Origin of the sequence: Sphingomonas sp. NFX23 (genome assembly GCF_049887795.1) — a bacterium.
GTDB lineage: Bacteria > Pseudomonadota > Alphaproteobacteria > Sphingomonadales > Sphingomonadaceae > Sphingomonas.
In genome coordinates, this window is record NZ_JAGEKH010000005.1 from 374,467 (window position 1) to 399,548 (window position 25,082).

Consider the following 25,082-nt stretch of genomic DNA (forward strand, 5'->3'; position numbering starts at 1 on the left):
ATCGCGTGCCGGACGCCGGTACGTACGTCGTGCCCTCCCCTAGCCCCTCCCGCAGGTGGGAGGGGAATCCTTATCCGTGGTCGTGGCCGTCATGCGCATCGTGATCGTGTGCATCCTGCAACCGGTGCATTGCCTCGAGCACGTCGTCCATTCTCGCAGGGTCGCCGATCGCGAGCACGTGACCTTCGCTGTCTGCGGTCAGCGGGTCGCCGTTCCAGTCGCACATCCGGCCGCCAGCGCCTTCAACTACCGGCACCAAGGCCGCAAAGTCGTAAAGCTTCAGGCCTGACTCACAGATCACGTCGAGATGCCCGCTAGCGAGCAGACCATAATTGTAGCAGTCGCCGCCATAGACGGGTCCCTGCCGCGGGTTGCCGCCCGAGATCGCGGCCACGAGTGCCAAGTAATGCGGCACGTCGATTTCGTCGAACAGATGCGGGCTAGTGGTGGCGATCGTCGAGCCTGCCAGTTCGCGGCAGGTGCGGGTACGGACCGGTACGCCGTTCAAAGTCGTCGGACGCCCCGCGACACCGACCCAGCGTTCGCGCTGGATCGGCTGGTCGATGATCCCGAGTACGGGCCAGCCATCCTCGACAAGCGCGATCAACGTCCCGAAGATCGCGCGCCCCACGGTGAAGCTGCGCGTGCCGTCGATCGGGTCGAGCACCCATTTACGGTTGGTGACGCCCGTCTTCTCGCCATACTCCTCGCCGACGATGCCATCGCCCGAGCGCTCGGCGTCGAGCAGCCGGCGCATCGCCGATTCGGCCTCGCGGTCGGCGCGGGTGACGGGGGACTGGTCGTCCTTGATCTCGACGCCGTGCTCATGGCGGAAATAGGGTCGGATGACGTGGCCCGCAGCATCCGCGAGGCGGTGCGCGAGATCGATATCGGCTTGGGTTACTGGCATATTTCCAGCCTATCGAGCGCGGACGTCACGGGCAATGGACGGATCGTTCGTGCCAGCGTAGGTCATTGCAATCCAACCGGAGTATCATCCATGCGCCTCGTCTCGACACTTGCCACTGCCGCTGCCCTCCTCGTCGCGGCGCCTGCGCTGGCGGCCCTCGCGCCCGGCGCCAAGGCTCCGGACTTCACCACGCGCGGCGCGATCGCTGGCAAGGTGTTCACCGTCCACCTCGCCGAACAACTGAAGAAGGGCCCGGTCGTGCTCTACTTTTTCCCGGCGGCATACACCGGCGGCTGCAACGCCGAGGCACATGCTTTTGCGGAAGCAATCCCGGCGTTCACAAAGGCGGGCGCGACTGTGATCGGCATGTCGGCCGACAATGTCGAGACACTCAGCAAGTTCTCCGCCGAGAAGTGCGCGGGCAAGTTCGCGGTCGCCAGCGCCGGGCCGAACGTGGTCAAGGGCTACGACGTCGCGCTCGGCAAGCAGATGGCAGGGCGCGACATCACCAAGCGCACCAGCTACGTCATCGCCAAGGACGGCCGCATCGCGTTCGTGCATGACGAGATGAACCCCGAGGCGCATGTCTCGACGACGCTTGCTGCGGTCCAGAAGCTGACGGGCAAGTAATCGATCGAAACCGGACCGGCAAATACCTGCCGGTCCGGTGACATTATGATAACGCTTTCGGGTCTATCGCTTTGGCGGGGACGCGGGGGATGACATGCGCGACGTACGAGTGGCCGGATCGATACGGGGCGCAAGACCTGACACGACGCTGTTTGAGCGGATCGGCGCGTTCCTCGACGAACAGAAGCTGAGCCCCGATCCCGCGCATTACGCGTTTGCCTATGCCGTGATGTCGGCACCTGGGAGCGATTTGGCCGCGCAGGTTGCTGCGCTGACGCAGGACGGCGTTCGTCTCACCCGATCGGATATCGAGCGACTCGGGGGAACGGTCGTCGACGAGCCCCCGTCGGGCCGATCGCGGCGGACCAACGGCGCTGCAGACACCAACCCCGATCAGACACCCGATACCGCGATTGCCCTCGTGATCGAGACGCAGCAGCAGGTCGATGGCTTCGTGCAGATCGTGCGGACGATGCAGGCCGAGACGCATGGCTTTGGCCGCGAATTGGCCAGGAGCGCGGCATCGATCACGCAATTGGCGGAGATCGACGAGATCGCCGAAATCACCAGTGCGATGATCGCTCGGATCCACGACAGCGAGGTGCGGCTGGCGGCGGCGACCGCAGAGACGGATTCGCTGCGGTCGAAGCTGATCGAAGCGCGCGATACGGCGCGCCGCGACGTGCTGACCGGCCTGCCCAACCGCCGCGCGTTCGAGGAAGCATTCGCGACGCGCGACCGGAACGCGGGGCCCTATTGCCTGGCCTTGTGCGACATCGACAGGTTCAAGCGGATCAACGACCTGCACGGCCACGGGGTCGGCGACCGGGTGCTCACCGCGATCGGCCAGGCGATGACGGCCGAATGCGCCCCGCACCTCGTCGTCCGCCACGGAGGCGAGGAGTTCGCGGTGTTGATCGGCGGGATCGCCTTGGCCGAAGCTGCCGACATGCTCGATGCCGTACGCTCGACGGTCGCTGGCAAGCGCTTCCGCAACCGTGAGACAGACACTGCGCTTGGCGTCATCACCGTCTCGGCGGGCGTGACCGCGATCCATGCCGACGAAGCCGCCGAAACCGCGTTCCAGCGCGCCGACCAGTTGCTCTACACCGCGAAGAAGGACGGTCGCGATCGGGTCTGCGCGGGTTAATCCCTAGAGTTGGCGCAATTTCCGACGAAGACATGGTGCGTTCCGCCAATTCAAGCTTCGCCCAAACAAGAAATCGCGAAAAATCAACAATTTAAGAAACTGGCACGCGCCATGCAATTCATTCGATATCGGCAGCCGGATGGTCCGGCGCCCGACCATCGAAGGACTATTTCATGTCGATCCGTTTCGAAACCGCTCAGCGCATCGCCTTCTCGCTCGTCGGCGCATTGTTCTTCGCAGCCATCGCAGTCGGCACTGCCGTCCCGATCATCCCCATCGCCTGATCAGGACGCTCATCATGAACCGCGGCATTCTCATCGGCCTTATCGCCTTTTCCACCACCATCCTGCTGATTGCGACACAGGCCGGCGGCGCGCTCGCCTGACCGACGAGACGCCTGCCGAACGTCACGGTCAGGCGGTCGAAGTCAGTCCCACCGGCCCTACGGGGGCCTCTTCTTCACGCGAATAGGTCCCGATCAACAGCCCTGCCGCCAGCACATGCCCGGTAATGGCCTCGATCACCGCAGAGCGCCCAGGTGTCGCGCCGACATCCCCTGCGCCTGCGCCGATCGCGAAGACCTGGAACGCATAGCGATGCTCGCCGTGTCCGCTGGGCGGATCGGGCGGCAACCAGCCTTCGCGTAGATAGGAATTACGACCGACATCGCGACCTTTCGCGTCACCTTCACCGTCCGCAACGATCGCGCCTTCAGCTAGCTGGCCCGCATCCGCTTCGAGTCCCCAGATGATTGCGTGCACCAGGGGTTGCGGCGCCGGAGCATCGGCATCCTCGACGATCAATACCATGCGCTCGGTCCCGACCGGCGGCTCGCTCCACACGAGCGGTGGCGACACACCCTCCCCGTCCGCAGTGAAGCGAGGCGGCATCCGTGCTTCGTGCGCGAACGCCGGACTGGTCAGGGTCAACGTCTCGAAGTTCTCGCCGAGCTGGACGATCGCAAGCTTGTCGATCCCGGCACGCAAGCCGCTCATCGCGTGGCCAAGCCAGGCGGGGATGTGTTCGAGCATGGCTTATCCTTCCGACGGGCAGGTTTCGGCACGACGGGCGGGGGCTGCGCCGTCATACCAGTCGCTCTGCGGACCCATCTTGGCTGCGTCATGGTAGCAGACCTGTGTCTTGCCGCGCTTTGGGTCGACGATCACCGTCCAGTTGTGGTCGCCGCAATTATGCTCCTCGCAGCCCCAGGAGGCGACGCGGTCGCCCATCTTGAAAACGGGCGTTGCAGGCCCCGATCGGCCGCGGATCATCTCGCGCAGCTTTGCATCGCCGACCGCGTTGACGAGGCCGGTCGCGACATCAGTGCGATCGAAGAAATCCACGCCGTCGACCGCATCGTGCGGGTATTTACCGACATAGGCGGTGATCGGCGTTGTCTGCGCCTGGCCTGCTATCGGGGCGGGCGCGCGCGTTTCGGGCGGGGTGAAGCCGCTGGGCGCGGCGGTCTTGGTGGGATCGTCGTTGCGACCGCATCCGCCGACGAGAAGCGGCGCCGCGAGCAACGCGACCGCGATTGCCGTCCTCATGATCGCACCGTCGTCATCACCTGATCTCCTCAACCCCCTTTGCAACGCATCGACCGGCATCGTGGTTGCGGAGGGGGGGCGATGCGACCATCTCGGGTCCATGGAGCATGATCTCGATCGTTTCGTCGCGGCGCAGGACGGCGTCTATCCGCAGGCGCTGGCGGAGTTGCAGCGCGGGGCCAAGCGCACCCACTGGATGTGGTTCATCTTCCCGCAAATCGCCGGACTGGGCCAAAGCGCCATGGCGCGAACCTACGCGATTGCCGGGGCGGACGAGGCTCGGGCGTATCTCGCGCATCCGGTACTCGGGCCGCGACTGATCGAGGTCACGCAGACGGTGACGGCAGCGCCCGGATCTGCCGAAGCGATCCTGGGCGGGATCGACGCGGTGAAGTTGCGGTCGTCGATGACGCTGTTCGCCGCGGTTGCCGACGAACCGGCACCGTTCCGCGCGGCGCTCGACCGGTTCTTCGGCGGCGAAGACGATCGTGTGACCCTGGAACTGCTGCGCCGGACGCCGAACCGATAAGATAGGAGTATTGGCGGCAACGCGTGTAGTGTGACCGCGGGGCCTTCCGCCCCATGAGGTGCCGTGATGGCGAAGAGCCAGAAGAAATCCAGCAAGGAAGTCCGCAAGCCCAAGGCCGAAAAAGCGCCTAAGGCGAACGCGTCCAACCCAACCACCAAGGGCAAGCCCGTCGAGATGACGACGCTGAACTGAGGCGCGCCGGGGCGGGTATCGCGCCGGCAAGATCTTCGACCGGGCGATAACGGGGCGCCCTCCGTTGTTCCGGTCGATCGGGCGCAATGCCGTCTGGCCGAGACAAGCATGCGTCCGGCAGCACAAACCTGCTGCCCGACCACCGGATCCGGGTCAGCCGGCCGCGGCGATCTGGCGTAGCGCCTGTTCGAAGACCTCGACGGGCTGGCCGCCCGAAATAAGATGCCGGTCGTTGATCACGATCGCCGGCACTGCATTGATCCCGCGAGCACGCCACAGTTCCTCCGCCGCACGAACGTCGTCCGCGTAGCGTCCCGACCGCAGCACTTCTTCGGCTGCGACCGGATCAAGGCCGGCCTTTGTCGCGGCATCGACCAGCACGCGGTGATCGCCGGGATCGACATTATCAGTGAAATTGGCGGTGAAGAGCGCGTGCTTCAGCGCCGCCTGTCCCCCTTCGATCTGCGCCCAGTGCAACAGCCGGTGCGCGTCGAACGTGTTGTAGATCCGGCTCGTCTCGGTCATCGCCATCGTGAAACCGAAGTCGCGCGCGCGATCGACGATCATCGCGCGGTTCGCCGCCGACTGCTCGCGGGTCGATCCGTATTTCTCCGCGATATGCTCGCCGATATTCTGGCCGCCAGCGGGCATCGCCGGATTGAGTTCGAACGGCTGGAAGACGATCTCCGCGTCGAGCGCATCCGCCGCGCGGGCCAGTGCCTCTTCCAGCGCGCGCAGGCCGATGATGCACCAAGGACAGGCGATGTCCGATACGAAATCGATCTTGAGATGGGCGGTCATGTCAGTCTCCGGCTAGTGCGCTCCGCGGTAGATGGCGGCGGTCGGATGAGCAACCGCGGGGCTTTCGGCTGGTCATGGCCGCCCGCCTCGTTACATCCGCTCGATGGCCAATCCGACCGCAGACCTTTTCGGCACCCCCGTCCTGCCAGGGCTCGAATATCGCGACGCGCTGCTCAGCCAGGACGAGGAGGAGGCGCTGATCGCCCGGATCGACGAACAGGACCTGGCGCCGTTCCAGTTCCAGGGTTGGCTGGGCAAGCGGCTGACCCGGTCGTTCGGCTGGCATTATGATTTCGACACGAGCCGGTTCGGCGAGACCGATCCGTTGCCCGACTGGCTGCTGCCGATACGTCAGCGCGCCGCCGCGTTTGCGAGACTGCCCGAGGAGGCGCTCGTCCAGGCGTTGCTGATCCGGTACGATCCGGGTGCCGGTATAGGCTGGCACCGCGACCGGCCGGTGTTCGAGCATGTCGTCGGAATTTCGCTCGGTGTGCCGGCGGCGATGCGGTTCCGGCGGCGCAAAGCAGGCGGCTTCGACCGCGCCGCCGTCCCGCTGGCGCCGCGGTCGGTGTACCATCTCAGCGGGGAGGCGCGGCATGATTGGGAGCACAGCATCGCGGAGATGGAAGTGACGCGCTGGTCGATCACCTTCCGCAGCTTTACCGACCGCGCACAGCAGGATCGGCGCTGACGTTTCTGCGGTTCGGCGCGGTGAAGTTCACGGCGTACGAGGCTGGCGGCATCGCTCCGTTTTATCGAACACCGTCCGATCGGGGTATCACTTGCCCTATATGCTTCGCGCACATATGAATCTCGCGATGGATAGTCCTCGAGATCGCAATGTCTTCGGCGCATTCGCGCTCATGATCAGCGACGACATCGTGCGTGCGACGTCTTCGCAAGCGCCGGAAGCTGGCCCTGCGGCGTCGGCGCTCGCGTTGCTCGCGCACCAGCCCGGGCTCTCGATCCGCATGCTGGCAATCGGAGTCGGCCTTTCACATGCAGGGGCCGTTCGCCTGGTCGATCGGCTGGCGAACGAGGCGTTGATCGAGCGTCGGGAGCATTCGACGGACGGCCGTACGCGTTCGCTCTACCTTACGCCCGCTGGCAAGATCTCCAGCGACAAGGTCTTGGCCTCCCGCGATCAGGTCATTGCCGAAGGGCTGACGATCCTCACGCCGGACGATCTGAAGATCCTGTCCGACATCGCCGAACGCGTCCTGCGCGACCGCCTCGAAAACCTCGATCACTCCTACCGCATCTGTCGCCTGTGTTGCCACGAAGGGTGCACGAACTGCCCTATCGATGCCGAATTGCTCGAGCGAGGCGTAGACCGCGAGGCGTAGGACGAAGCGCAGGAAGTTCGCGATCATGCCCGCTTGATGCCAGCTATCGAAAAATAGCGAGGAACCCGCGCATGTCACTACGCCAATAATATATATGCGCCGTGCATATAGCGATGGCCTCGAACCACAACTATATGCCTCAAGCATACTTATACCGGCTTCTTACCGACGGCGCACTCCGAGGACGAAGAAGCAGTCAGGCTGAGGGGTCGACGCTATGGAACTCAATCAGGTCCGCTACTTTATCAACTTGGCCGAGACGCTCAATTTCACGGCGGCAGCACGGTTGAGCAGTGTGTCACAGCCCAGTCTGACCCGTGCGATCCATCGTCTTGAGGAGGAGCTCGGCGGGAAACTGATCCACCGCGACGGGAAGAACAGCCGCCTTACCGGCCTCGGTCAGGACGTCGAAGCGGAATTCAGGCGCATGGCGGCGGCGGTCAGGAGCGTCCGCGATCATTCCGAGAACTGGGCGATGGGACGGCACCGCGTATTGGACGTCGGCGTCGCGCCAACCGTCGGACCAAAGGAGTTCTCGGCGTTTTTCGAGAGCGCGCTGGCGGAAGTTCCGTCGGTCGAGATCAAGCTGCATTCGCTGCAGTCGAACGAGGACGCATCGGAGGTGCTGTCGGGAAAATACCATGCCTGCATCCTGCCGCGTGAAACGCGGCCCGACCTCAAGTTGAGCGTGCACCCGTTATTTCGCGAACGCTTCGTCCTCGGCTGTTCCGCGACCCATCCCCTGGCAGCCGGCGATATCGTGCGCAGCGAAGACCTGGTCAGGTTCCCGTTCGTCGACCGCCTGAAATGCGAGTTTCGCGACGAGATCCGCGATCACTTCGCGCGACGGGACGTGCTCGTGCAGCCCCGCTTTCGATCCGACCGCGAAGACTGGGTGCAGCGGGTCGTCGCCGACAGCGACGCGATATGCATCCTTCCGGAACGATCGGCCACGGCGCACGGCCTCGTCACGCGCCCGATCGACGGGTTCGTCCTGGAGCGTGAAGTCGTGATCGCGACGGTCTCCGGCTCCACCGCGCCAGTCGAAATACGCAAGATCGCGCAAATGGCGGCCCGGTACGCGTGGAATTGAGTCACGGCATGAACAGTATCGGTGGTATGGAAACTATACGTTCGGCGTATTGGATAATTCCAGGGGGTACTGCGATACACTGCATGATGACGAATACTATTTTCTGAACGTAGATCCTTCGTTCCTCTTGAAAAGTATTGAGTGATATCATGAAGTTTGAAAGATCGCAGGACGCAGTCGATCGGCTGACCCCCGAGCAACGCCGGGTCACGCAGCACTCGGGTACCGAACGGCCCTTCACCGGGGAGTATGACGGCAACAAGGAGCCCGGCATCTATGTCGACGTCGTATCGGGCGAGCCGTTGTTCGCTTCGACCGACAAATACGAGTCGGGCTCCGGCTGGCCGAGCTTCACCAAGCCGATCGTGCCCGCAAACGTGAACGAGGTCCGCGACACCACGCACGGGACGGTCCGGACCGAGGTCAGGTCGGTGCACGCCGACAGCCATCTGGGCCACGTGTTCCCGGACGGTCCCGCCGACCGCGGCGGCCTGCGCTATTGCATCAACTCGGCGTCGCTTCGCTTCATCCCGCGCGATGAGATGGAGAACGAAGGCTACGGCGAATATCTCGATCAGGCAGAGGAGGCTTAATATGCACGAGCGCGCCATTCTCGCGGGCGGATGCTTCTGGGGCATGCAGGATCTGATCCGCAAGCGGCCCGGTATCGTCTCGACCCGCGTCGGCTACACCGGCGGCGACATTCCGAACGCCACCTATCGCAACCACGGCACGCATGCCGAGGGGATCGAGATCGTCTTCGACCCGGCGGTGACGAGCTACCGGGCCATCCTCGAATTCTTCTTCCAGATCCACGATCCCACCACCAAAAACCGCCAGGGCAACGACATGGGGCTTTCCTACCGGTCGGGCATCTATTTCGTCGACGACGCGCAGAAGCGCGTTGCCGAGGACACGATCGCCGACGTCGATGCCTCCGGGCTGTGGAATGGCAAGGTGGTCACCGAGGTCGTGCCGGTCGGCGCATTCTGGGAAGCCGAGCCGGATCATCAGGATTATCTGGAGACGCGGCCGAACGGCTACACCTGCCACTTCGTGCGTCCCGGCTGGGTGCTTCCGAAGCGCCAGACGGCTGGCGATGCGCAGCCCGCGACCGGGATCGCCGCGGAATAGACGCCACCACCGTTCAGCGCGGGTCTGGTCCGCAATCCTCCATGACCGCAGCACCAGGATCGCAGATCATGACATACCTCTCGTCCTTCCCGATCACGCAGCGCTGGCCGGCATCACATCCCGATCGCATCCAGCTTTACGCCACGCCCACCCCCAACGGCGTCAAGGTCTCGATCATGCTGGAGGAAACCGGCCTGGCGTACGAGCCGCATTTCATCGACATCTCGAACAACGAGTCGAAGGACCCGGCGTTCGTGGCGCTCAATCCGAACGGCCGCATCCCGGCGATCATCGATCCGGCGGGGCCCGACGGGAAGCCCTTGGCGCTATGGGAATCCGGGGCGATCCTTCTCTACCTCGCCGAAAAGACGGGCCAGTTCATGCCCGCCGACCCTGCCCGACGGTACGAGACGCTTGCCTGGGTCTTCTTCCAGATGTCGGCGATCGGCCCGATGTTCGGTCAGCTCGGTTTCTTCCTGCGATTTGGCGGCAAGGATTTCGAGGACAAGCGGCCGCGACAGCGCTTCGTCGACGAGACCAAGCGCCTCCTCGGGGTCCTGGATCGCCAGTTGGAAGGCCGCGACTGGATCGTCGACGACTATTCGATCGCGGACATCGCGACGATCGGCTGGGTGAATGCGCTCGGCGCGTTCTACGCTGCCGGCGATATTCTTGGTCTCGAGGACTATGCGAACGTCCAGGCGTGGCTCGCACGCGCGCTGGCGCGACCCGCGGTGCAGCGCGGACTGCACATCCCCGCGAAGCCGGCATGAGCGTAATCGCCGCCTATTATTACCACGAAGGCAAGCGAGTGCGGGCGATAGCGCTCGATGAAAGCATCGAACTGGGCGAGGATCGCACGGGCTTCTGCTGGATCGCGCTCGGCGAGCCTACCGACGACGAACTCAGCAAGCTCCAGGCGACGTACAACCTCCATCCGTTGGCGATCGACAACGCGATGCACCCGCTGTGCCCGCCCAAGCTCGAAGTCTACAATGATGAACTCTACATCGTCGCGCAGACCGCGGCGCTGGTGGGCGACCGGATCATCTACGGCAAGATGGCGATCTTCACCGGTCACAATCATCTCATCACCGTGCGGCACGGCACCGCGGGCGCGCTCGGCAACCTTCGCGCGCAACTCGAGGGATCGACCACCTTGTCCCGAAAGGGTGTCGACTATGTCCTGCACGCCATCCTGCACCGCATCGTCGACCAGTATCTGCCGATCTTCGAGATGATCGAGGATGACGTCCTGGCAATGGAGAGACGGTCGCTCGACGACTTCCTCGAGCGGGAAGACGTCGTCCGCATCTTCGAACTGAGATCCGAACTCACGCGGTTCCAGCGCACGCTCGGCGCCATGGGGGAGCTGGTGGGAAAGCTCGTCCGCGGCCATTTCCCCTGCATCAGCGCCGACGTGACGCCCTATTTCAGCGACGTCGCGGACCATCTGCACCGTGTCCAGTCGATGGTCGACGGCCTCCTCCACGTCCTGTCCACGGTCTTCGAGGCGAGCAGCCTCCTGGAGGCGCAACGGATGGGCGTAATCACCCGCCAACTCGCGGCATGGGCGGCGATACTGGCGGTCCCGACCGCGATCGCCGGAATCTACGGCATGAATTTCAAGAATATGCCGGAGCTAGACGCGACCTACGGATACTTCATCGTGCTCGGCGTGATCGCGGTATTCTCCCTGCTGCTGTTCATGCGCTTCAAGAAGGCCAAGTGGCTATGACGACCCAACTAACCGACATCCTCGAAGCGGTGCTGGCGTTCGTCGCCAAGGGCTACGATCACGAGTACCGCGTCAAGGACAGCAACCTCGTCGATCTCGAACTCGGATCGACCGTCGAAGCCTGCACCATTCGCGTCGACGCGGCGCTGCGGCTCGAAAGCGGCGATGATGGCGAAGACGCCTCCAATATCTACGCGATCACCGACCCGGCGACCGGGCACCGCGGCCTGTTAATCGACGCGTTCGACGTGTTCCACGAAATCTGTCCCCGCGACCTGTCCGAGCGGCTCGTCGCGGATCGGGAAACGGTGGCGGCACGCGACCGGGACGCGCCGACCAAGCACGGACTGCGCAAGGTCTTCAAGGACGAGTTCCACCGCAATCCCGAACGCTACGTTCTGCGGGAGGGCTTTCCGGACTTCCCTTCATGCCCGTTCGGCGGCGGTTTCAGCATCCTCGGCTTCGACACCGCCGAGCAGGACTATGTCTGGCTCGTCACGAGCATCATCCGGGATCCCCGGCTGATCCGCGTCCCCTACCAGGGCGAAGACGTCAACAGCGACGAGTAGCGGCGTCGCCGAGCACAAGTCCGCCGAACCATCGAAGCACTGTAACGCAAGGACGTCATCATGGACTGGAACAAGGCCCATATCCGAGAGACGATGCTCTCGCTGGAGACCGCAGCGCTGCAGAGTGCCCGGGAAAACTACCTCGACTATGTCTTCACCGCCAAGGTCGATCAAAGCGAACCGGTCGAGAACGACGAACTGGCGCAGGCCGAAATCGCCAGCGACTTGGCCGAAGCGCTCGACGACACGCTGCACGATTACGCCGACAAGATCGACAAGCTCCGGATGATCGATTTCGGCCCCAAGACGACCGTCGAGGAAGGTGCCGTCGTCAAGCTGTCCGGCCGCTACTTCGCGATCGCCGTATCGACCAGCAGGTTCACTTGTCAGGGACGTGAAGTCATGGGGATTTCGACGATGGCACCGATCTTCGAAGCGATCGAAGGCGCCCGGGCCGGGGAGACCGTGCAGTTCAACGGCCGCGGCCTCGTCGTGGAAGACGTGGAATAGGGTCTGGCCACCGACCAACGCGCCAGTCCCGAACGCCGTTTATTTCATCAAAGGCAAGCTCATGACGACACCGTCGTTCTTCATCACCCCCGGCTACGGGACCCGCCTGCACGAGGCGCTGCATTACTCCCAGGCAATGCGCATCGGCGACCGCGTGGATATTTCCGGACAAGGCGGCTGGAACGACGATCTCGTCATTCCGGAGTCGATCGAGGAGGAGATCGCGCAGGCGTTCGAGAACGTCGAACGGACGCTTGCGACAGCCGGGGCAACCTGGCGGCACGTCGTCCACGTCAATTCCTATCACGTCGGCGGCTTCCCTCCCGTCATCAACGAGACGATGGCCAGGCTATACCGCCACTACATGCCCGACCGCGCGCCGATCTGGACGCAATTGGGGGTAGAGGCGCTGGGGCTTCCCACCATGCGCATCGAAATTCGCGTGACGGCGATCATAGCGTGATCCGCCTTTGATCTGTGGCGCGACGCGTATCTCAAAAATTTCACAATTTTTATCGAAGCACACAGTCTACGGGAGCACTTCATGTTCGAAGCCGAAGCACGCATCGCCACCATCGATAGCAGCCGTTATTTGACCGAGATCGCCAAGGCGTGGGTGCACACCTATCCGGTTCGCTACGATGCGCTGACCGCGGAGATCGAGCTTCCCGGTGGCCAGCTTATCATGACAGCCGATGGTGATAGCTTGTCGCTCCGGCTTGTGGGCACGGATCAAGGTCCTTTCGATGCCGCAAAGGAGGCCGTGGCCAAGCACGTAGATCGTGTGGCTGAACACGATACCGGCGTGCGCTGCGTCTGGCATGAGATTTCCTGATCGCAAACGGGACGGTCGAATCGCCCAAAGCTAGCAGTCAGGATTGAGCCCTCGCTGCATAAGCTATGCATGACCCAAGTCTGCGATGAGCGTGTCCGCGTCGAGATGGAAATCCGAGAAGACGATACGGCCGCCTTCATCGATTACCGTAAACCAGGGTGTTCCTCGCGTGCGGTAGTCTTCCATGAAGGTCGGCAGCACCTGCCCGGTCGGTGGCTCATCGTGACCGAAAGCGAGGGGAAGGTCATATTTGAGCTGGTTCATGCGCAACGTCTCGAATGTGTTCTCGTCAGCGCCTTCGAAGACGGTCTGGATCACCGCAAACCCCACGCCCTTGGGGCTCAACGCGCGATGTAATTTTTGTAGCGTCGGAAACCCGTGGAGATGGCAACCGGGGCACCAATGCTGGAACGCGAACAGGATCTTTGGGCCGGTCCCGAGGTCCGACAGCGTAAGCGGCGCGATCGCTCCTCCGTCGTGGTCGATCCATTTCTGCACCCGCAGCTCGGGGGCTTGGCGTTGGTCGATGCTCATTTGCTGCTCCAATTACGATGCGGATCGTCGGCTTGGCGGTCGTCAGGCCGGTAGCTCGAATCCGATTTTCTCGAGTGCCGCGACGCAGGCATCCTGATCCTGCTGATAATTACCCCCGGAGATGCCGATCCCACCGATCAACTTCCCGTCCTCCAGGATCGGATATCCGCCGCCGACCGCCACCATCCGCGGGCGATAGGCCAGCGGCGCCACCTTCGGATCGTTGGTCACATACTCGTTCCAGACATGCGTCGGGAACCCGAACGAGGCGGAACTCCAGGCCTTGTCGATGGCAACGTCGACCGTGAGAAACGGCGCGTCGTCGGTGCGCTCGAATGCGCGCAGATACCCGGTGGCGTCGACGACGGCGACGGCAGCCGGGATGCCGATTGCACGGGCCGCGGCGATCGCCGCGTCGATGAGGGCGACCGCGGTTTCGAGGTTGATCGACGCGGTGGCGATGGATTTGCTCATGGGATTTCCTTCGCCGAGGCGCGATCCGTCAGCATTTGTGAGGTTGGAAATGAGTTTCTCGGCAACGATCGTTAGTCTACGACTATGGCTGCGTGGCTAGCGCAATTCAAATAGCTTCTGCGTATAGTTTCCATAGAGAACGACTTGGCATTTACCAGATCAACTTCGATGCGTATCGGCCGAATAATTCAGAACCGACCGATCGATCGTAAGACCCGCCCCTAGCCGTGCACATGACAAAACTACCGAAACGTATGAAAACTATAGTGACAGGGTATTGGATAGTCAGGCTGGGTGGGCGCTAAACCCCATTTGCAATCATCGGGCGTCATAGCAGGTCAAGATCATGGCCATTCCATCAGGCCGTCCTGCTTATTCTCGAGTCAAACAACTCGTTCGACAGTTGCAGCCACAAGGATGTAGCATCAGCTTCTGAACTCAAGCCCGATCCGTTCCATCAGCCAACCCAAGGGATTCATCATGGTCACCAGAGGATTCTCCGGCCGCGGTTCAAGCGGCGATGACTCCGGTCGAGTTCCGCCAGGTCAGCATCTCGTGGAAGATTTTCCCGTCCTGTCCGCTGGCCCTACGCCGCACGTGGAGCCTTCCGATTGGAAATTCACGGTCAAGATCGGTCCGAAGCCCGTCAAGGTCTGGAACTGGACTGAGTTCAACGCCCTGCCGAAGACGAAGGTGACCAAGGACATTCACTGTGTCACCTCCTGGTCCAAGTTGGATACCGCCTGGGAGGGTGTACTCGTCGAAGACATCCTTGCCGATGCTGGGCTCGATCCGCCCACCGATTTCGTCCTGGCGCACTGCTACGATAAATATTCGACGAACGTGCCCTTGGCGGACCTTCTGTCGGGCAAGGCGATGGTCGCCCTCACCTATGCGGGCAAGCCGCTTCCGCGCGATCACGGCGGGCCCGCGCGCCTCCTGGTCCCGCACCTCTACTTCTGGAAGTCCGCCAAATGGGTGAACGCACTGCAGTTCACGACGCGCGACGAACCCGGATTCTGGGAAGGTCACGGCTACCATATCTACGGCGATCCATGGCGCGAACAGCGATACACCAATGACTGAGGGTGGCGCGAAAGCCGTGCCGTGGCAGTCATGCGTGATCGAGGACATCGTCCAGCAGACACCGAGCATCAAGAGCTTCTTCCTGCGATTGAGCAAACCGTTCGCGCACATTGCAGGGCAGCATGTCGATGTCCGGCTGACCGCGCCCGATGGCTACAGCGCGATGCGCAGCTACTCGATCGCGTCCGCGACGACGTCGTCCCCGATTCTCGAACTTGCGATCGAGCGACTGCCGGACGGTGAAGTCTCGTCGTTCTTTCACGACGTCGCGGCGATCGGCGACGATATCGAGCTTCGTGGTCCGCTTGGGGGTCATTTCCTGTGGCCGGATCCCGCCGTGGACGCGGTATTGTTGATCGGAGCTGGCTCCGGCCTCGTGCCGCTGATGGCGATGATCCGGCATCGCCGCACACTGTCCCAGACCGTCCCGACGGCGCTCCTGTTGTCCGCACGCACCGAGGCGGACGTTCTCTTCTCGGAAGAGCTGCATGCCACCGAAACTGGCGATGCAGCTTTCGTCCTAGCGCTGGCGATCACTCGAGAAGCCCCGGTCCGCCCATCGGACTTCGGAAGACGGATCGACGGCGCGATGGTTCAGGATGTCGTGGCCCGGCTTAACCGAAAGCCCAGCCACGTCTTCGTTTGCGGGTCCAACGGCTTCGTCAACATCGCGACCGAGGGCGCACTACTGGCCGGCCTGCCCCCCTCCATTATCAAGACCGAGCGCTACGGTGGCTAGTGATTGTGGACGTGCAGCCCAGACTTGGTTTAGTCGGCCGCCGGATCCGCTTTGTTGGTAGTTATCGAAACTATAGCCTGTGGTCATTGGACATCGTCCGGCGATCAACTCATCCTCCTTCAGCGCTACTTGCGGAAAACCGGTGCCGGCTGCCGCGCGAGTCACGATTGAGGAAACCGACCGATGACGAACGCCCATGTTGCCGCCAATCCGACACCGTCCGACCTCGACGAATGTGCGACCATGACTGTCGCCGACGCCCTGAAGATTATATTGGCTGACAGCTATGCAATTTACCTGAAGACGAAGAACTTCCACTGGCACGTCTCCGGACCTTATTTCAGAGACTATCACCTGCTTCTCGATGAGCAGGCCGCACAGATTCTCGCTGTCACCGACGCGATTGCCGAGCGCGCCCGAAAGACCGGCAACACGACCATCCGGTCGATCGGCGATATCGCGCGGCATCAGACCATAAGGGACAATGATGCCGAGTTCGTGACGCCGCAGGACATGCTGAGCGAACTCCGTGCCGACAATCTTCTTCTGGTCGAGTCGCTTCGCCGTGCCAAGGACGTCGCGGACGTCGCCAGAGACAATGCGACGTCCGGCCTGATCGATACTTGGACCGACGAGGCGGAACGCCGTGCATGGTTCCTCTTCGAGGTCAGTCGCTAGGTCCGCGCTCCATGCTCCGCCCCATGCTCGCGACCGGCATCCTCACCGGCGTCGAATCGTCTCCATGGTCGTGGATGATGAGGCTCGAGCTGGGTCTGGGGTATCGCCGGAGCACTGATCGCGGTGCCGCTGGCCACGGCAATCGTGATGATCTGCGGCCAGTTCGATCGTAGCCGCTGGATTGCCAAGCCGTTGTCGTCATAATGATCGTGGATAACGACCGTTTGAGGGACGCAGCATGAGGCAATGGTCGTGGATCCTGAAGCGGATCATCCGGCAAATCTGGTTCCGCGCGGCCATCATCAGCCTGCTCAGCGTTGCGCTGGCGATCGTCGCCGGGCTCGTCACGCCGTATCTACCCTACTCGTTCGATGCGGATATCGGGCAGCGATCGGTCGGTACGATCCTTCAGATCATGGCCTCCAGCATGCTGGCGGTCACGACCTTTTCCCTGACCGCGATGGTCAGCGCCTATTCCTCGGCGACGCAACTCGCGACACCGCGCGCGACTCAGCTGATGGTGAGCGATCCGACTTCGCAGAACGCGCTATCGACGTTCCTCGGCGCCTTCGTCTTTTCGATGGTGGGTATCGTCGGGCTGAACACCAGCGCCTACGGCCATGACGGCCGGATCATCCTGTTCGCGGCGACGGTGCTGATCATCCTGCTGGTGGTCGGCACGTTGTTGCGCTGGATCGGGCATATCACGGCCTTCGGACGGATGGCCGACGTGATCGACCGCGTCGAGGAGGCTGCGACCGAGGCCATGCTGGATTTCGCCGCGCATCCGTATCTCGGTGGGCGGGCTCCTGTCGCCATCCCCGTCGACGCCGTGGCACTGAGTGCGCCGCAGACCGGCTACATCACGCATATCGACGTCGCCGCGCTCGGCACCATCGCCGACCGCCACGATCTGACAGTGTATGTCGACGTCCTGCCCGGCACGATGATGCACCCTGCGCGTACGCTGCTGCAGATCAAGGGGGAGGCGAACGATGCGGTCCGGTCCGCCCTGGTCAAGACCTTCACGATCGAGCGACATCGCTCGTTCGATCAGGACCCGCGGTTGGGCTTGATCGCGTTGTCCGAGATCGCGAGCCGCGCGCTGGCCCTGGCGACCAACGATCCGGGTACGGGTATCGAGGTCCTCAACGCCTTGCTTCGTGTGTTCCTGACGCTCCGGCCGGGCTCAGCAAGCGTCGATGACGAGGTCGAAACCTATCCCGTTCACATCGGCAGACCGACGATGGACGACATGCTGACCGATGCGTTCGGGCCGATCCTGCGCGAAGGCGTTCAGGAGATCGAGGTATCGCTGCGGCTGACAGCAACGCTGGCGGCGCTGCACGCGAGCCTGCCTGGTTCACATGCCGCGATCGAAAGCTGGGCGCACCGCCACGCAAAGCGGGTGGCGACGACGATGGCGGATCCGGATGACCTGACGACATTCGACACGGCCTATAGAAAGCTCTGGCGTGCTTGAGGCTTGGGCATAATCCCCGATTGTCGCGCAACCTGCTCGAAATACGGCGTCACAAGCAGATGCGGCATCGCCAGTGCCGCGATGCCGGCAAATTGCGCGCGAACGCCCAAGGGGTCCCACCGCAGCAGCAGCCCGCTCACGATCCCCACCATCATCATGGCCGCGATGAGGACTGGCGCGGTGGCACGGAGGTACGCGGTGGTAGTGACGCACTGCAGGCGATCACGACGCTCTTTCGTCTTTGGCACCGCGTGCAGCATCGGGAACCCGACCGAAAACCCAACGAGCGGGGGCAGAATAAGAAGTGCTGTCGTACCGATCAGGAGACGTCGATCATGACGCGCCGCGCCGATGGAACGCCCAGACCGATGCCGGATCGGTGATCAACTTCAGACCTTCCGGCCCGACCAGGAAAATAAGGTTCTTGCCATAAACCGTGCCGAACGCCGCACCGCGGCTGAGAGCCTGTGACCGCAATGGACTCCAGAGCAGATACAGGACGCCCAGAAACGCGACGCAGGACCATCCGTACCAGATCCACTTCGCCATCGGCTGGGCGGCAAGCGACAATATCAGGCTGGTGACGATCATCAGGACATCGAGGACGATGACCGATGTCAGATACCCGCCAACTTCACCCGTCTCCCGTGCTCATGAAAAGCCAGCAGCACCAACCCCGCCAACAATATCGGCGTCGTCACCGACTAATCGACATAGCGTGCCAGCGGCAGAGCATTTCCCAGAAATCGACGCAGCGTGAGATAGTAGCGATGCCATTCGCTAGTTTGTGCGTTGCATCGCCATGAGTAACTCGAACCATGACCGCTATGACTACCGCCCCATCACCGACCGGCCGGACTACGACTGGCCGGTCGGACGTCGCCTCGCAATCTATCTCGGCGTAAATTATGAGGTCTTCGACTTCGGTGGCGGTTTGGGGCCAAAGTTAGCGCCGTCCCAGACCGAACCCGACGTGATGAACTATGCATGGCGCGACTATGGCAATCGCGTTGGGGCATGGCGGCTTTTTGATCTCTTTGATCGATTGCAGCTGCGTACCACCGCACTCCTGAACGCTGACGTGCTCGAGCGTTGCCCCGGCCTGGCAGAAGCATGCCGTGATCGTGGCGACGAGATTGCGGCTCACGGCAGCAGCAATGCGAAGGCGCAGGGGAACATGGTCGGCCTGCGCGAGGATAGCTTGATCGCAGACGTTACCGAGAGACTGGCGACACTCGGCATACGGCCGTCCGGCTGGTTGGGGCCTTGGATTTCGGAAAGCCAAAACACGCCGGATCTGCTGGCCAAGAACGGCTATCGCTACGTTCTCGATTGGGCGCACGATGACCAGCCCACCCGACTGTCGACCAAACATGGCGGGCTTCTCTCCGTTCCTTACTCCCAGGAGATCAACGACCTCCCCGCGATCATCGAGCGCCACCAGGAGGCAGAGACGTTCGCGGCCATGATACGCGCAGGCGTGGAACAGCTGTTGTCCGAATGTGATCGACGGCCGCTCGTCCTCGGTATCGCGCTTCACCCCTTCATCATGGGGCAGGCACACCGCGTTCCGGCACTCGCCCGCGTCCTGACGGAGCTTCGGGAAGCAGACGACCCACGTATCTGGTGGACGACCGCCGGCGATATCGCCGCCCATGTCGAAGCGAATGGCATGGCAGTCTGACCCGCCCGTATCGAACTAGCTGACGACACGCGCGTCGAGTGCTCGGACCTCGTCAGCCACATCTGGCGGTGGACTAGGCCCCGCTGCGAACACACGATTCGAACTGAAAAACGATGGACCTTTATTGCAACGCATCCTGCAAAAACTGCAGGATACGTTGCAATGAGGTGCGGCTCAGACGTCGAGGTTGGCGACGTTGAGCGCGTTGTCCTGGATGAACTCGCGGCGGGGTTCGACGACTTCGCCCATCAGCTGGGTGAAGATCTCGTTCGCGCTCTCGGCGTTGACCGCGGTGACGCGGAGCATCGAGCGGACCGACGGATCGAGCGTCGTTTCCCACAGCTGTTCCGCGTTCATCTCACCGAGACCCTTGTAGCGCTGGATCGCGAGGCCCTTCCGCCCCGCGGTCAGGATGGCGTCCAGTAGGTGGCTCGGGCGCGAGACCTGCGTCGAGCCGCGTGCGGCGACGGCGGTAACCGAGCCGATCACACCGGCGCCAGGTTCCGCACCCTCTTCAGCCTCGGGCTCTTCGGCCGCCGATGCCTTGCTGGCGGGGACGAGATTCGAGGTGTGGGCGTAGCTTTCGGCATGCTCGCCCGACAGCGCATGGAGCTTGCGCGCCTCGGCCGAGACCAGGAAGCTGGCCTCGATGATGTGGTGGTCGGTGACGCCGCGCCACGCGCGCTGGAAGTGGATGCCGCCGTCTTCGGTCAGCACCGCGGTCCAGCGGGCATCGCCGTCGTCGAGTTCGAGACGCCGCGTGACGATCTCCAGACGCGAGGTGCGATCCTCGACCGACGCTTCCGGATCGAACACGCCGCCGAGTGCCAGCGCCTCGATCATACCGGCGTCATAGCGCTTGGGGACGTAGCGCATCAGCGTCCGCATCCGGCGCGCGTGATCGACCAGATCCTTCAGATCGCGGCCCGAACGACCGCCGCCGGGGCCGTCGAGCACCATCGTATTGACGCCCGCATCGACGAGATATTCGTCGAGCGCCGCGTCGTCCTTGAGGTACACCTCGGACCGGCCCTTGGTCGCTTTGTAGAGCGGCGGCTGAGCGATGTAGAGATAGCCGCCCTCGATGATCTTCGGCATGTGACGATAGAACAGAGTCAGCAACAGCGTGCGGATGTGCGCGCCGTCGACGTCTGCGTCGGTCATGATGACGATCTTGTGGTAGCGCAGCTTGTCCGCGTTGAAGTCGTCGCGGATGCCGGTGCCCATCGCGGTGATGAGCGTGCCGATCTCGCGGCTCGACAACATGCGATCCTCGCGCGCGCGCTCGGTGTTGAGGATCTTGCCGCGCAACGGGAGGATCGCCTGGAAATGGCGGTCGCGGCCCTGCTTCGCCGAGCCGCCTGCCGAGTCACCCTCGACCAGGAACAGTTCGGACTTGGCGGGATCGCGCTCCTGGCAGTCGGCGAGCTTGCCGGGCAGCGAGGCGATGTCCATCACGCCTTTCCGACGCGTCAGTTCGCGGGCGCGCTTGGCAGCCTCGCGCGCGGCGGCAGCGTCGATGATCTTCGCGACGATCGCTTTCCCGTGTGCGGGGTTTTCTTCCAGCCATTCCGCCATCTTGTCGGCCATCAGGCTTTCCAAGGGCTGGCGGACTTCGGACGAGACGAGCTTGTCCTTGGTCTGGCTGCTGAACTTCGGATCGGGCAGCTTGACCGAGACGATCGCGGTCAGGCCTTCGCGCATGTCCTCGCCGGTGAGCTGGACCTTTTCCTTCTTCAACATGCCGGATTTCTCGGCGTAGTTGTTGAGGGTACGCGTCAGCGCGGCGCGGAACGCGGCCATGTGCGTGCCGCCATCGCGCTGCGGGATGTTGTTGGTGAAGGCGAGGACGTTCTCGTAATACGAGTCGTTCCACTGCAGCGCGACGTCCATCGTGACGTCGTCGCGGGTGCCGCTGATCGCGACCGGCTCCGGCATCAACGGCACCTTGGCGCGATCGAGGTACTTCACGAACGCAGCGATCCCGCCTTCGTAATAAAGTTCGACGGTTTTCATTTCCTCGTGCCGCGCGTCGGAGAGGAATAGGCGGACGCCCGAGTTGAGGAAGGCCAACTCACGGTAACGATGTTCGAGCTTGTCGAAGTCGAAATCGGTGATCTTGAAGGTGGCGGGCGATGGGAAGAAGGTGACGCGCGTCCCCTTCTGGCCTTCCGTCGCGGGGCCGACGACCTTGAGCGGCGCGACCGCGTCACCGAACGCAAAGCGCATGTAATGCTCCTCGCCGTTGCGCCAGATCGTCAGGTCGAGCCATTCGCTGAGCGCGTTGACGACCGAGACGCCGACGCCGTGGAGTCCGCCCGAGACCTTGTACGCGTTCTCGTCGTTGGTGTTCTCGAACTTACCACCGGCGTGGAGCTGGGTCATGATGACCTCGGCTGCGGACACGCCTTCCTCGGTGTGAATGCCGGTCGGGATGCCGCGACCGTTGTCGGTGACGGAGACCGATCCGTCGGCGTTGAGGACGATGTCGATCCGGTCGCAATGCCCCGCCAGCGCCTCGTCGATCGCGTTGTCGCTGACCTCGAACACCATGTGGTGGAGGCCGGAACCGTCGTCGGTGTCGCCGATATACATGCCGGGGCGTTTGCGGACCGCGTCGAGGCCCTTCAGGACCTTGATCGAGTCCGCGCCATAGTCGCCCATGTTCGGGAGGTTGGGATTGTTGGTTTCGGGGTTGGATGCCATGCCGAGTATATAGGCATTCGGGGGCCGAAACGGAAGCGAAATGGCCTTTGGGGCCGGAGCGTGCCGCGCCGGAAGTGCACGAAGTGCAGACGCTGGGAGCGTTTTGCGGCGTGTGTGCACTTCGTGGGTTGGGCGGGCTGGTTTCGAAGGGGTTGGGATCGCTATGCGGGGATGGTGACAGGGGTGGGCTGTGTAGGACAGCGCGCGCACCCTAGCACCGCGCCGGCGAAGGTAGCACCGCCCCGGCGAAGGTAGCACTTCCCCGGCGAAGGTAGCACCGCCCCGGCGAAGGCCGGGGTCCAATTGGAAAGGTCGCAGTAACAACGAACTGCGCTCAGTCAGCAATGTCCCCCGATTGGGCCCCGGCCTTCGCCGGGGTGGTACAGGTTGAGTCGGGCCGGTCCCTCTCCCCTTGGGGAGAGGGAGGGAGGAGCCGTAGGCGACGGAAGGGTGAGGGGTAGTTGGGATCAGCGTCGCGAGCCTCACTCCCCTCTCCCTTCCCACCGCAAGCGCGGCGGGCCCCTTCCCTCTCCCCGGAGGGGCGAGGGAGACCGGCTTCAGAAGCGGTCGGCGCGCTGGCCTAGCAGGGTCACTTCGACGCGGCGGTTGAGGCGCATGCCAGCCGGCGTTGCGTTGGTCGCGACGGGCTGGTTCTCGCCGTGGCCGACGACGCTGAAGCGGGCGCGGACGACGTCCATGTCGTCGAACGCCTGGCGGACGCTGGCCGCGCGACGCTCGGACAGGTCCTGATTATGCGCGTCCGTACCGCGCGAGTCAGTGAAGCCGTCGATCGCGACGCGGACACCGGGGTTGCCGCGCAGATAGCGGGCGAGCGGACGCAGCTTCTCGATCGCGCCGGGACGCAGCACGTCGCTATCGGTGCGGAACAGCACGTCCTCCTGCAGGGTCAGCGTCGCGCCGCGCGGGGTCTGGCGGAAGCCGTAGTTGCGCATCGCGCCACGATCCCAGGTGGTCGTGGTCTCGACCACCGTGGTGGTGCCGCGGTCGCCGCGATAGCCACCCGGGTCACGGCCATACGCATCCCAGTCGAACCGGTCGCGGCGGGGGCCTGCAATGCGCGCGAATTCACGGTTGGCATCATCGGCCTCCCGCGGGCTGATCCTACCATCGCCGTTCGCGTCGAAGTTCGGCATCACGAACGCGATGCCGCGCCGCGTATTGCGCAGTTCGGGGAAGAGCACCGGCACGCCTGCGCCTTCCAGACGATAGCCGGGACGCGACCAAGGCGCGCGGCTCATGTCGTAACGCCCCTCTGGCCGTCCGCCGTCACGGACCTGCGCGAAAACGGGGGCGGTGGTGGCTGCGACCATCAGGACGCCAAGGGCTGCGCGCGTGAAATTCCGGGTCATCATGATCTCTCCGTATCGTCGATGGACGGAGCTTTGCCCGCGCCCGCTTGAACGCGCGGTGAGCCTGCTCGACAGCGCGCGTTCAGCCTAACGCCCGACCGCGATGCGCGTTGCCTGTGCGCCGATCGCATCGAACAGCGCGTCTTCGGTGCCGGTCATCCACACCTGCCCGCGGCCTGCGAGCCGCGCGAACAGCGCCGCGCGGCGGGATGGGTCGAGATGTGCGGCGACCTCGTCGAGAAGCAGGACGGGGGGCTGGCCGGTGCGTTCGGCGACGAGGTCGGCGTGGGCGAGCACTATGCCGAGGAGGAGCGCCTTCTGCTCGCCGGTCGAAGCTAGCGAGGCGGCTCGCGCCTTGTCGAGGTGCGTGACGATGAGGTCGACTCGGTGGGGGCCGCTGAGCGTGCGCCCGGCAGCGGCATCGCGCGCGCGGCCCTGGGCGAGGTCGGCTTGCAGGCGCGTGGTGTCGCCGGCCCAGCCTTCAAGCGTCAGGCCGGCGCGCGGAAACGGGCCGTCTTCTTGTTCCGTTAGTCGTGTTCCGAGCAGCGTCACCGTCTCACGCCGGGCAGCATCGACGGCGGCGCCGTGCTCGGCCATCTGTGCTTCAAGCGCTGAGAGCCAGTCGCCGTCGGGGCGGCCTTCGTCGGCAAGCAGGCGGTTTCGCGCGCGCATCGCCGCGTCGTAGCGCGCGGCGTGGTGGGCGTGGCTCGGGGCGAGCGCCAGCGTGAGGCGGTCGAGAAAGCCGCGGCGCTCGCCGGCGGGGGCGACGAAGAGGCGGTCCATCGCGGGGGTGAGCCAGAGGATCGTGAGCCACTCGGCGAGTGCGTTGGCGGTGGTGGTCGCGCCCTGGATGCGGACGATGCGGCGTTCCGGGGCGGAGGCGAGTGTACCGGTTGCGACGTCGACTTCGGCTGGAGCCTGTATCTGCCCCTGTGCTTCTGACTCCCCTTCCGCTTGCGGGAGCGGTTGGGGGAGGGGCGCGTTTTCCTCGACGCCGGACGCCAGTACGTACGTCGTGCCCTCCCCTGACCCCTCCCGCAAGCGGGAGGGGAATTCTGTTGCGCTCTTCTGCGAGCGCTCTGGAAACAGCGTGGCTGCTACGCCGAAGCCACCTGCCCCGCCTTGCCGCGCCATCTCGCCCAGCGCCGCGCGTCGCAACCCGCGGCCGGGCGCGAGTAGCGATACCGCCTCCAGAATATTTGTCTTGCCCGCGCCGTTCTCGCCGGTCAGCACGACGAACCCTGGTCCCGGCGTCAGCGTCAGGTCGGCGTGATTGCGGAAATCGGTGAGGACGAGACGCGACAGCATTGCCTCGGCCTTAGAGCAGTTTCGAAACCGATTGCA

General features: G+C 63.6%; 31 protein-coding genes. 20 read left to right on the plus strand and 11 right to left on the minus strand.

The features are described 5' to 3' along the window. Positions 1-70 precede the first annotated feature (70 nt). A complete protein-coding gene (locus J4O76_RS15360; RefSeq protein WP_426282729.1) occupies positions 71-910 on the minus strand; it encodes an inositol monophosphatase family protein in 840 nt (279 codons plus the stop codon). A gap of 90 nt (positions 911-1,000) precedes the next feature. On the opposite strand from J4O76_RS15360, the gene J4O76_RS15365 reads away from it, so the two are divergent. Both J4O76_RS15365 and J4O76_RS15370 read left to right on the plus strand, forming a co-directional pair. Beyond that, positions 1,001-1,540 (plus strand): peroxiredoxin, encoded by a 540-nt coding sequence (locus J4O76_RS15365; protein ID WP_056061405.1) that lies wholly within the window; start codon positions 1,001-1,003, stop codon positions 1,538-1,540. A gap of 94 nt (positions 1,541-1,634) precedes the next feature. After that, complete coding sequence (locus J4O76_RS15370) at positions 1,635-2,690, plus strand: diguanylate cyclase (RefSeq protein ID WP_426282730.1); 1,056 nt, start codon at positions 1,635-1,637, stop codon at positions 2,688-2,690. Positions 2,691-3,103: 413 nt separating this feature from the next. Here the strand turns inward: J4O76_RS15370 and J4O76_RS15375 are convergent, their stop codons facing one another. Then, on the minus strand, positions 3,104-3,721 hold the full coding sequence (locus J4O76_RS15375) for a YbhB/YbcL family Raf kinase inhibitor-like protein (protein WP_426282731.1): 618 nt from the start codon (positions 3,719-3,721) through the stop codon (positions 3,104-3,106). A gap of 3 nt (positions 3,722-3,724) precedes the next feature. Then, positions 3,725-4,237 (minus strand): hypothetical protein, encoded by a 513-nt coding sequence (locus J4O76_RS15380; RefSeq protein WP_136189144.1) that lies wholly within the window; start codon positions 4,235-4,237, stop codon positions 3,725-3,727. A gap of 100 nt (positions 4,238-4,337) precedes the next feature. Between J4O76_RS15380 and J4O76_RS15385 the strand changes: the two genes are divergently transcribed. Both J4O76_RS15385 and J4O76_RS15390 read left to right on the plus strand, forming a co-directional pair. Beyond that, positions 4,338-4,766, plus strand: a complete 429-nt coding sequence (locus tag J4O76_RS15385) for a DUF1810 domain-containing protein (protein WP_426282732.1) — start codon at positions 4,338-4,340, stop codon at positions 4,764-4,766. Between the two features lie 66 nt (positions 4,767-4,832). Next, a complete protein-coding gene (locus J4O76_RS15390) occupies positions 4,833-4,958 on the plus strand; it encodes a hypothetical protein (protein ID WP_259457500.1) in 126 nt (41 codons plus the stop codon). Positions 4,959-5,111: 153 nt separating this feature from the next. Here the strand turns inward: J4O76_RS15390 and J4O76_RS15395 are convergent, their stop codons facing one another. Then, a complete protein-coding gene (locus tag J4O76_RS15395; RefSeq protein ID WP_426282733.1) occupies positions 5,112-5,759 on the minus strand; it encodes a DsbA family oxidoreductase in 648 nt (215 codons plus the stop codon). A 103-nt stretch (positions 5,760-5,862) separates the two neighbouring features. On the opposite strand from J4O76_RS15395, the gene J4O76_RS15400 reads away from it, so the two are divergent. The 11 genes from J4O76_RS15400 to J4O76_RS15450 all read left to right on the plus strand — a co-directional run bounded on the left by J4O76_RS15400 (position 5,863) and on the right by J4O76_RS15450 (position 12,984). Then, entirely contained in the window at positions 5,863-6,450 is a 588-nt protein-coding gene (locus J4O76_RS15400) for an alpha-ketoglutarate-dependent dioxygenase AlkB (protein WP_426282734.1), read from the plus strand. Positions 6,451-6,565: 115 nt separating this feature from the next. Next, positions 6,566-7,105, plus strand: coding sequence for a MarR family winged helix-turn-helix transcriptional regulator (locus J4O76_RS15405; protein ID WP_426282735.1), 540 nt, complete (start codon positions 6,566-6,568; stop codon positions 7,103-7,105). A gap of 250 nt (positions 7,106-7,355) precedes the next feature. Beyond that, positions 7,356-8,198, plus strand: a complete 843-nt coding sequence (locus J4O76_RS15410; RefSeq protein WP_426282736.1) for a LysR family transcriptional regulator — start codon at positions 7,356-7,358, stop codon at positions 8,196-8,198. Positions 8,199-8,347: 149 nt separating this feature from the next. Then, a complete protein-coding gene (gene msrB, locus J4O76_RS15415) occupies positions 8,348-8,791 on the plus strand; it encodes a peptide-methionine (R)-S-oxide reductase MsrB (protein ID WP_426282737.1) in 444 nt (147 codons plus the stop codon). Position 8,792: 1 nt separating this feature from the next. Further along, positions 8,793-9,332, plus strand: coding sequence for a peptide-methionine (S)-S-oxide reductase MsrA (gene msrA / locus J4O76_RS15420; protein WP_426282738.1), 540 nt, complete (start codon positions 8,793-8,795; stop codon positions 9,330-9,332). A gap of 68 nt (positions 9,333-9,400) precedes the next feature. Beyond that, on the plus strand, positions 9,401-10,105 hold the full coding sequence (locus J4O76_RS15425; protein ID WP_426282739.1) for a glutathione S-transferase N-terminal domain-containing protein: 705 nt from the start codon (positions 9,401-9,403) through the stop codon (positions 10,103-10,105). After that, positions 10,102-11,070 (plus strand): magnesium and cobalt transport protein CorA, encoded by a 969-nt coding sequence (locus J4O76_RS15430; protein ID WP_426282922.1) that lies wholly within the window; start codon positions 10,102-10,104, stop codon positions 11,068-11,070. The genes J4O76_RS15425 and J4O76_RS15430 overlap by 4 nt, the downstream gene beginning before the upstream one ends. Then, positions 11,067-11,639 (plus strand): hypothetical protein, encoded by a 573-nt coding sequence (locus J4O76_RS15435; protein WP_426282740.1) that lies wholly within the window; start codon positions 11,067-11,069, stop codon positions 11,637-11,639. Before J4O76_RS15430 ends, J4O76_RS15435 begins: the two co-directional genes overlap by 4 nt. A 60-nt stretch (positions 11,640-11,699) precedes the next feature. Further along, positions 11,700-12,149, plus strand: coding sequence for a hypothetical protein (locus tag J4O76_RS15440; protein ID WP_426282741.1), 450 nt, complete (start codon positions 11,700-11,702; stop codon positions 12,147-12,149). A gap of 61 nt (positions 12,150-12,210) precedes the next feature. Further along, a complete protein-coding gene (locus J4O76_RS15445) occupies positions 12,211-12,612 on the plus strand; it encodes a RidA family protein (protein ID WP_426282742.1) in 402 nt (133 codons plus the stop codon). Between the two features lie 81 nt (positions 12,613-12,693). Next, positions 12,694-12,984 (plus strand): DUF2218 domain-containing protein, encoded by a 291-nt coding sequence (locus J4O76_RS15450; protein ID WP_426282743.1) that lies wholly within the window; start codon positions 12,694-12,696, stop codon positions 12,982-12,984. Positions 12,985-13,047: 63 nt separating this feature from the next. On the opposite strand, the gene J4O76_RS15455 is transcribed toward J4O76_RS15450, so the two are convergent. After that, positions 13,048-13,518: a peroxiredoxin family protein gene (locus J4O76_RS15455; protein WP_426282744.1), complete on the minus strand. Its 471-nt coding sequence runs from the start codon at positions 13,516-13,518 to the stop codon at positions 13,048-13,050. A gap of 42 nt (positions 13,519-13,560) precedes the next feature. Next, positions 13,561-13,992, minus strand: a complete 432-nt coding sequence (locus J4O76_RS15460) for a GlcG/HbpS family heme-binding protein (protein WP_426282745.1) — start codon at positions 13,990-13,992, stop codon at positions 13,561-13,563. Positions 13,993-14,472: 480 nt separating this feature from the next. On the opposite strand from J4O76_RS15460, the gene J4O76_RS15465 reads away from it, so the two are divergent. The 4 genes from J4O76_RS15465 to J4O76_RS15480 all read left to right on the plus strand — a co-directional run bounded on the left by J4O76_RS15465 (position 14,473) and on the right by J4O76_RS15480 (position 17,978). After that, positions 14,473-15,078, plus strand: coding sequence for a sulfite oxidase-like oxidoreductase (locus tag J4O76_RS15465; RefSeq protein WP_426282746.1), 606 nt, complete (start codon positions 14,473-14,475; stop codon positions 15,076-15,078). Next, positions 15,071-15,817: a ferredoxin reductase gene (locus tag J4O76_RS15470; RefSeq protein WP_426282747.1), complete on the plus strand. Its 747-nt coding sequence runs from the start codon at positions 15,071-15,073 to the stop codon at positions 15,815-15,817. The genes J4O76_RS15465 and J4O76_RS15470 overlap by 8 nt, the downstream gene beginning before the upstream one ends. 183 nt (positions 15,818-16,000) lie before the next feature. Continuing rightward, complete coding sequence (locus J4O76_RS15475; RefSeq protein ID WP_426282748.1) at positions 16,001-16,495, plus strand: Dps family protein; 495 nt, start codon at positions 16,001-16,003, stop codon at positions 16,493-16,495. Positions 16,496-16,733: 238 nt separating this feature from the next. Further along, a complete protein-coding gene (locus tag J4O76_RS15480) occupies positions 16,734-17,978 on the plus strand; it encodes a DUF2254 domain-containing protein (protein ID WP_426282749.1) in 1,245 nt (414 codons plus the stop codon). Here the strand turns inward: J4O76_RS15480 and J4O76_RS15485 are convergent. Beyond that, positions 17,954-18,355 carry a Brp/Blh family beta-carotene 15,15'-dioxygenase gene (locus J4O76_RS15485; RefSeq protein ID WP_426282923.1) on the minus strand — a complete coding sequence of 134 codons (402 nt, stop codon included), beginning with the start codon at positions 18,353-18,355 and terminating at the stop codon, positions 17,954-17,956. The two genes, J4O76_RS15480 and J4O76_RS15485, sit on opposite strands and share 25 nt — an antisense overlap. Beyond that, positions 18,312-18,569 (minus strand): bacteriorhodopsin, encoded by a 258-nt coding sequence (locus J4O76_RS15490; protein WP_426282750.1) that lies wholly within the window; start codon positions 18,567-18,569, stop codon positions 18,312-18,314. The genes J4O76_RS15485 and J4O76_RS15490 overlap by 44 nt, the downstream gene beginning before the upstream one ends. A 196-nt stretch (positions 18,570-18,765) precedes the next feature. Between J4O76_RS15490 and J4O76_RS15495 the strand changes: the two genes are divergently transcribed. After that, complete coding sequence (locus J4O76_RS15495) at positions 18,766-19,662, plus strand: polysaccharide deacetylase family protein (RefSeq protein ID WP_426282751.1); 897 nt, start codon at positions 18,766-18,768, stop codon at positions 19,660-19,662. 174 nt (positions 19,663-19,836) lie between these two features. Here the strand turns inward: J4O76_RS15495 and gyrB are convergent, their stop codons facing one another. The 3 genes from gyrB to J4O76_RS15510 all read right to left on the minus strand — a co-directional run bounded on the left by gyrB (position 19,837) and on the right by J4O76_RS15510 (position 25,046). Beyond that, positions 19,837-22,368: a DNA topoisomerase (ATP-hydrolyzing) subunit B gene (gene gyrB, locus J4O76_RS15500; protein WP_426282752.1), complete on the minus strand. Its 2,532-nt coding sequence runs from the start codon at positions 22,366-22,368 to the stop codon at positions 19,837-19,839. Between the two features lie 557 nt (positions 22,369-22,925). Continuing rightward, positions 22,926-23,741 (minus strand): OmpA family protein, encoded by an 816-nt coding sequence (locus tag J4O76_RS15505; protein ID WP_426282753.1) that lies wholly within the window; start codon positions 23,739-23,741, stop codon positions 22,926-22,928. An 84-nt stretch (positions 23,742-23,825) separates the two neighbouring features. Next, complete coding sequence (locus J4O76_RS15510; RefSeq protein ID WP_426282754.1) at positions 23,826-25,046, minus strand: DNA replication/repair protein RecF; 1,221 nt, start codon at positions 25,044-25,046, stop codon at positions 23,826-23,828. Positions 25,047-25,082 lie beyond the last annotated feature (36 nt).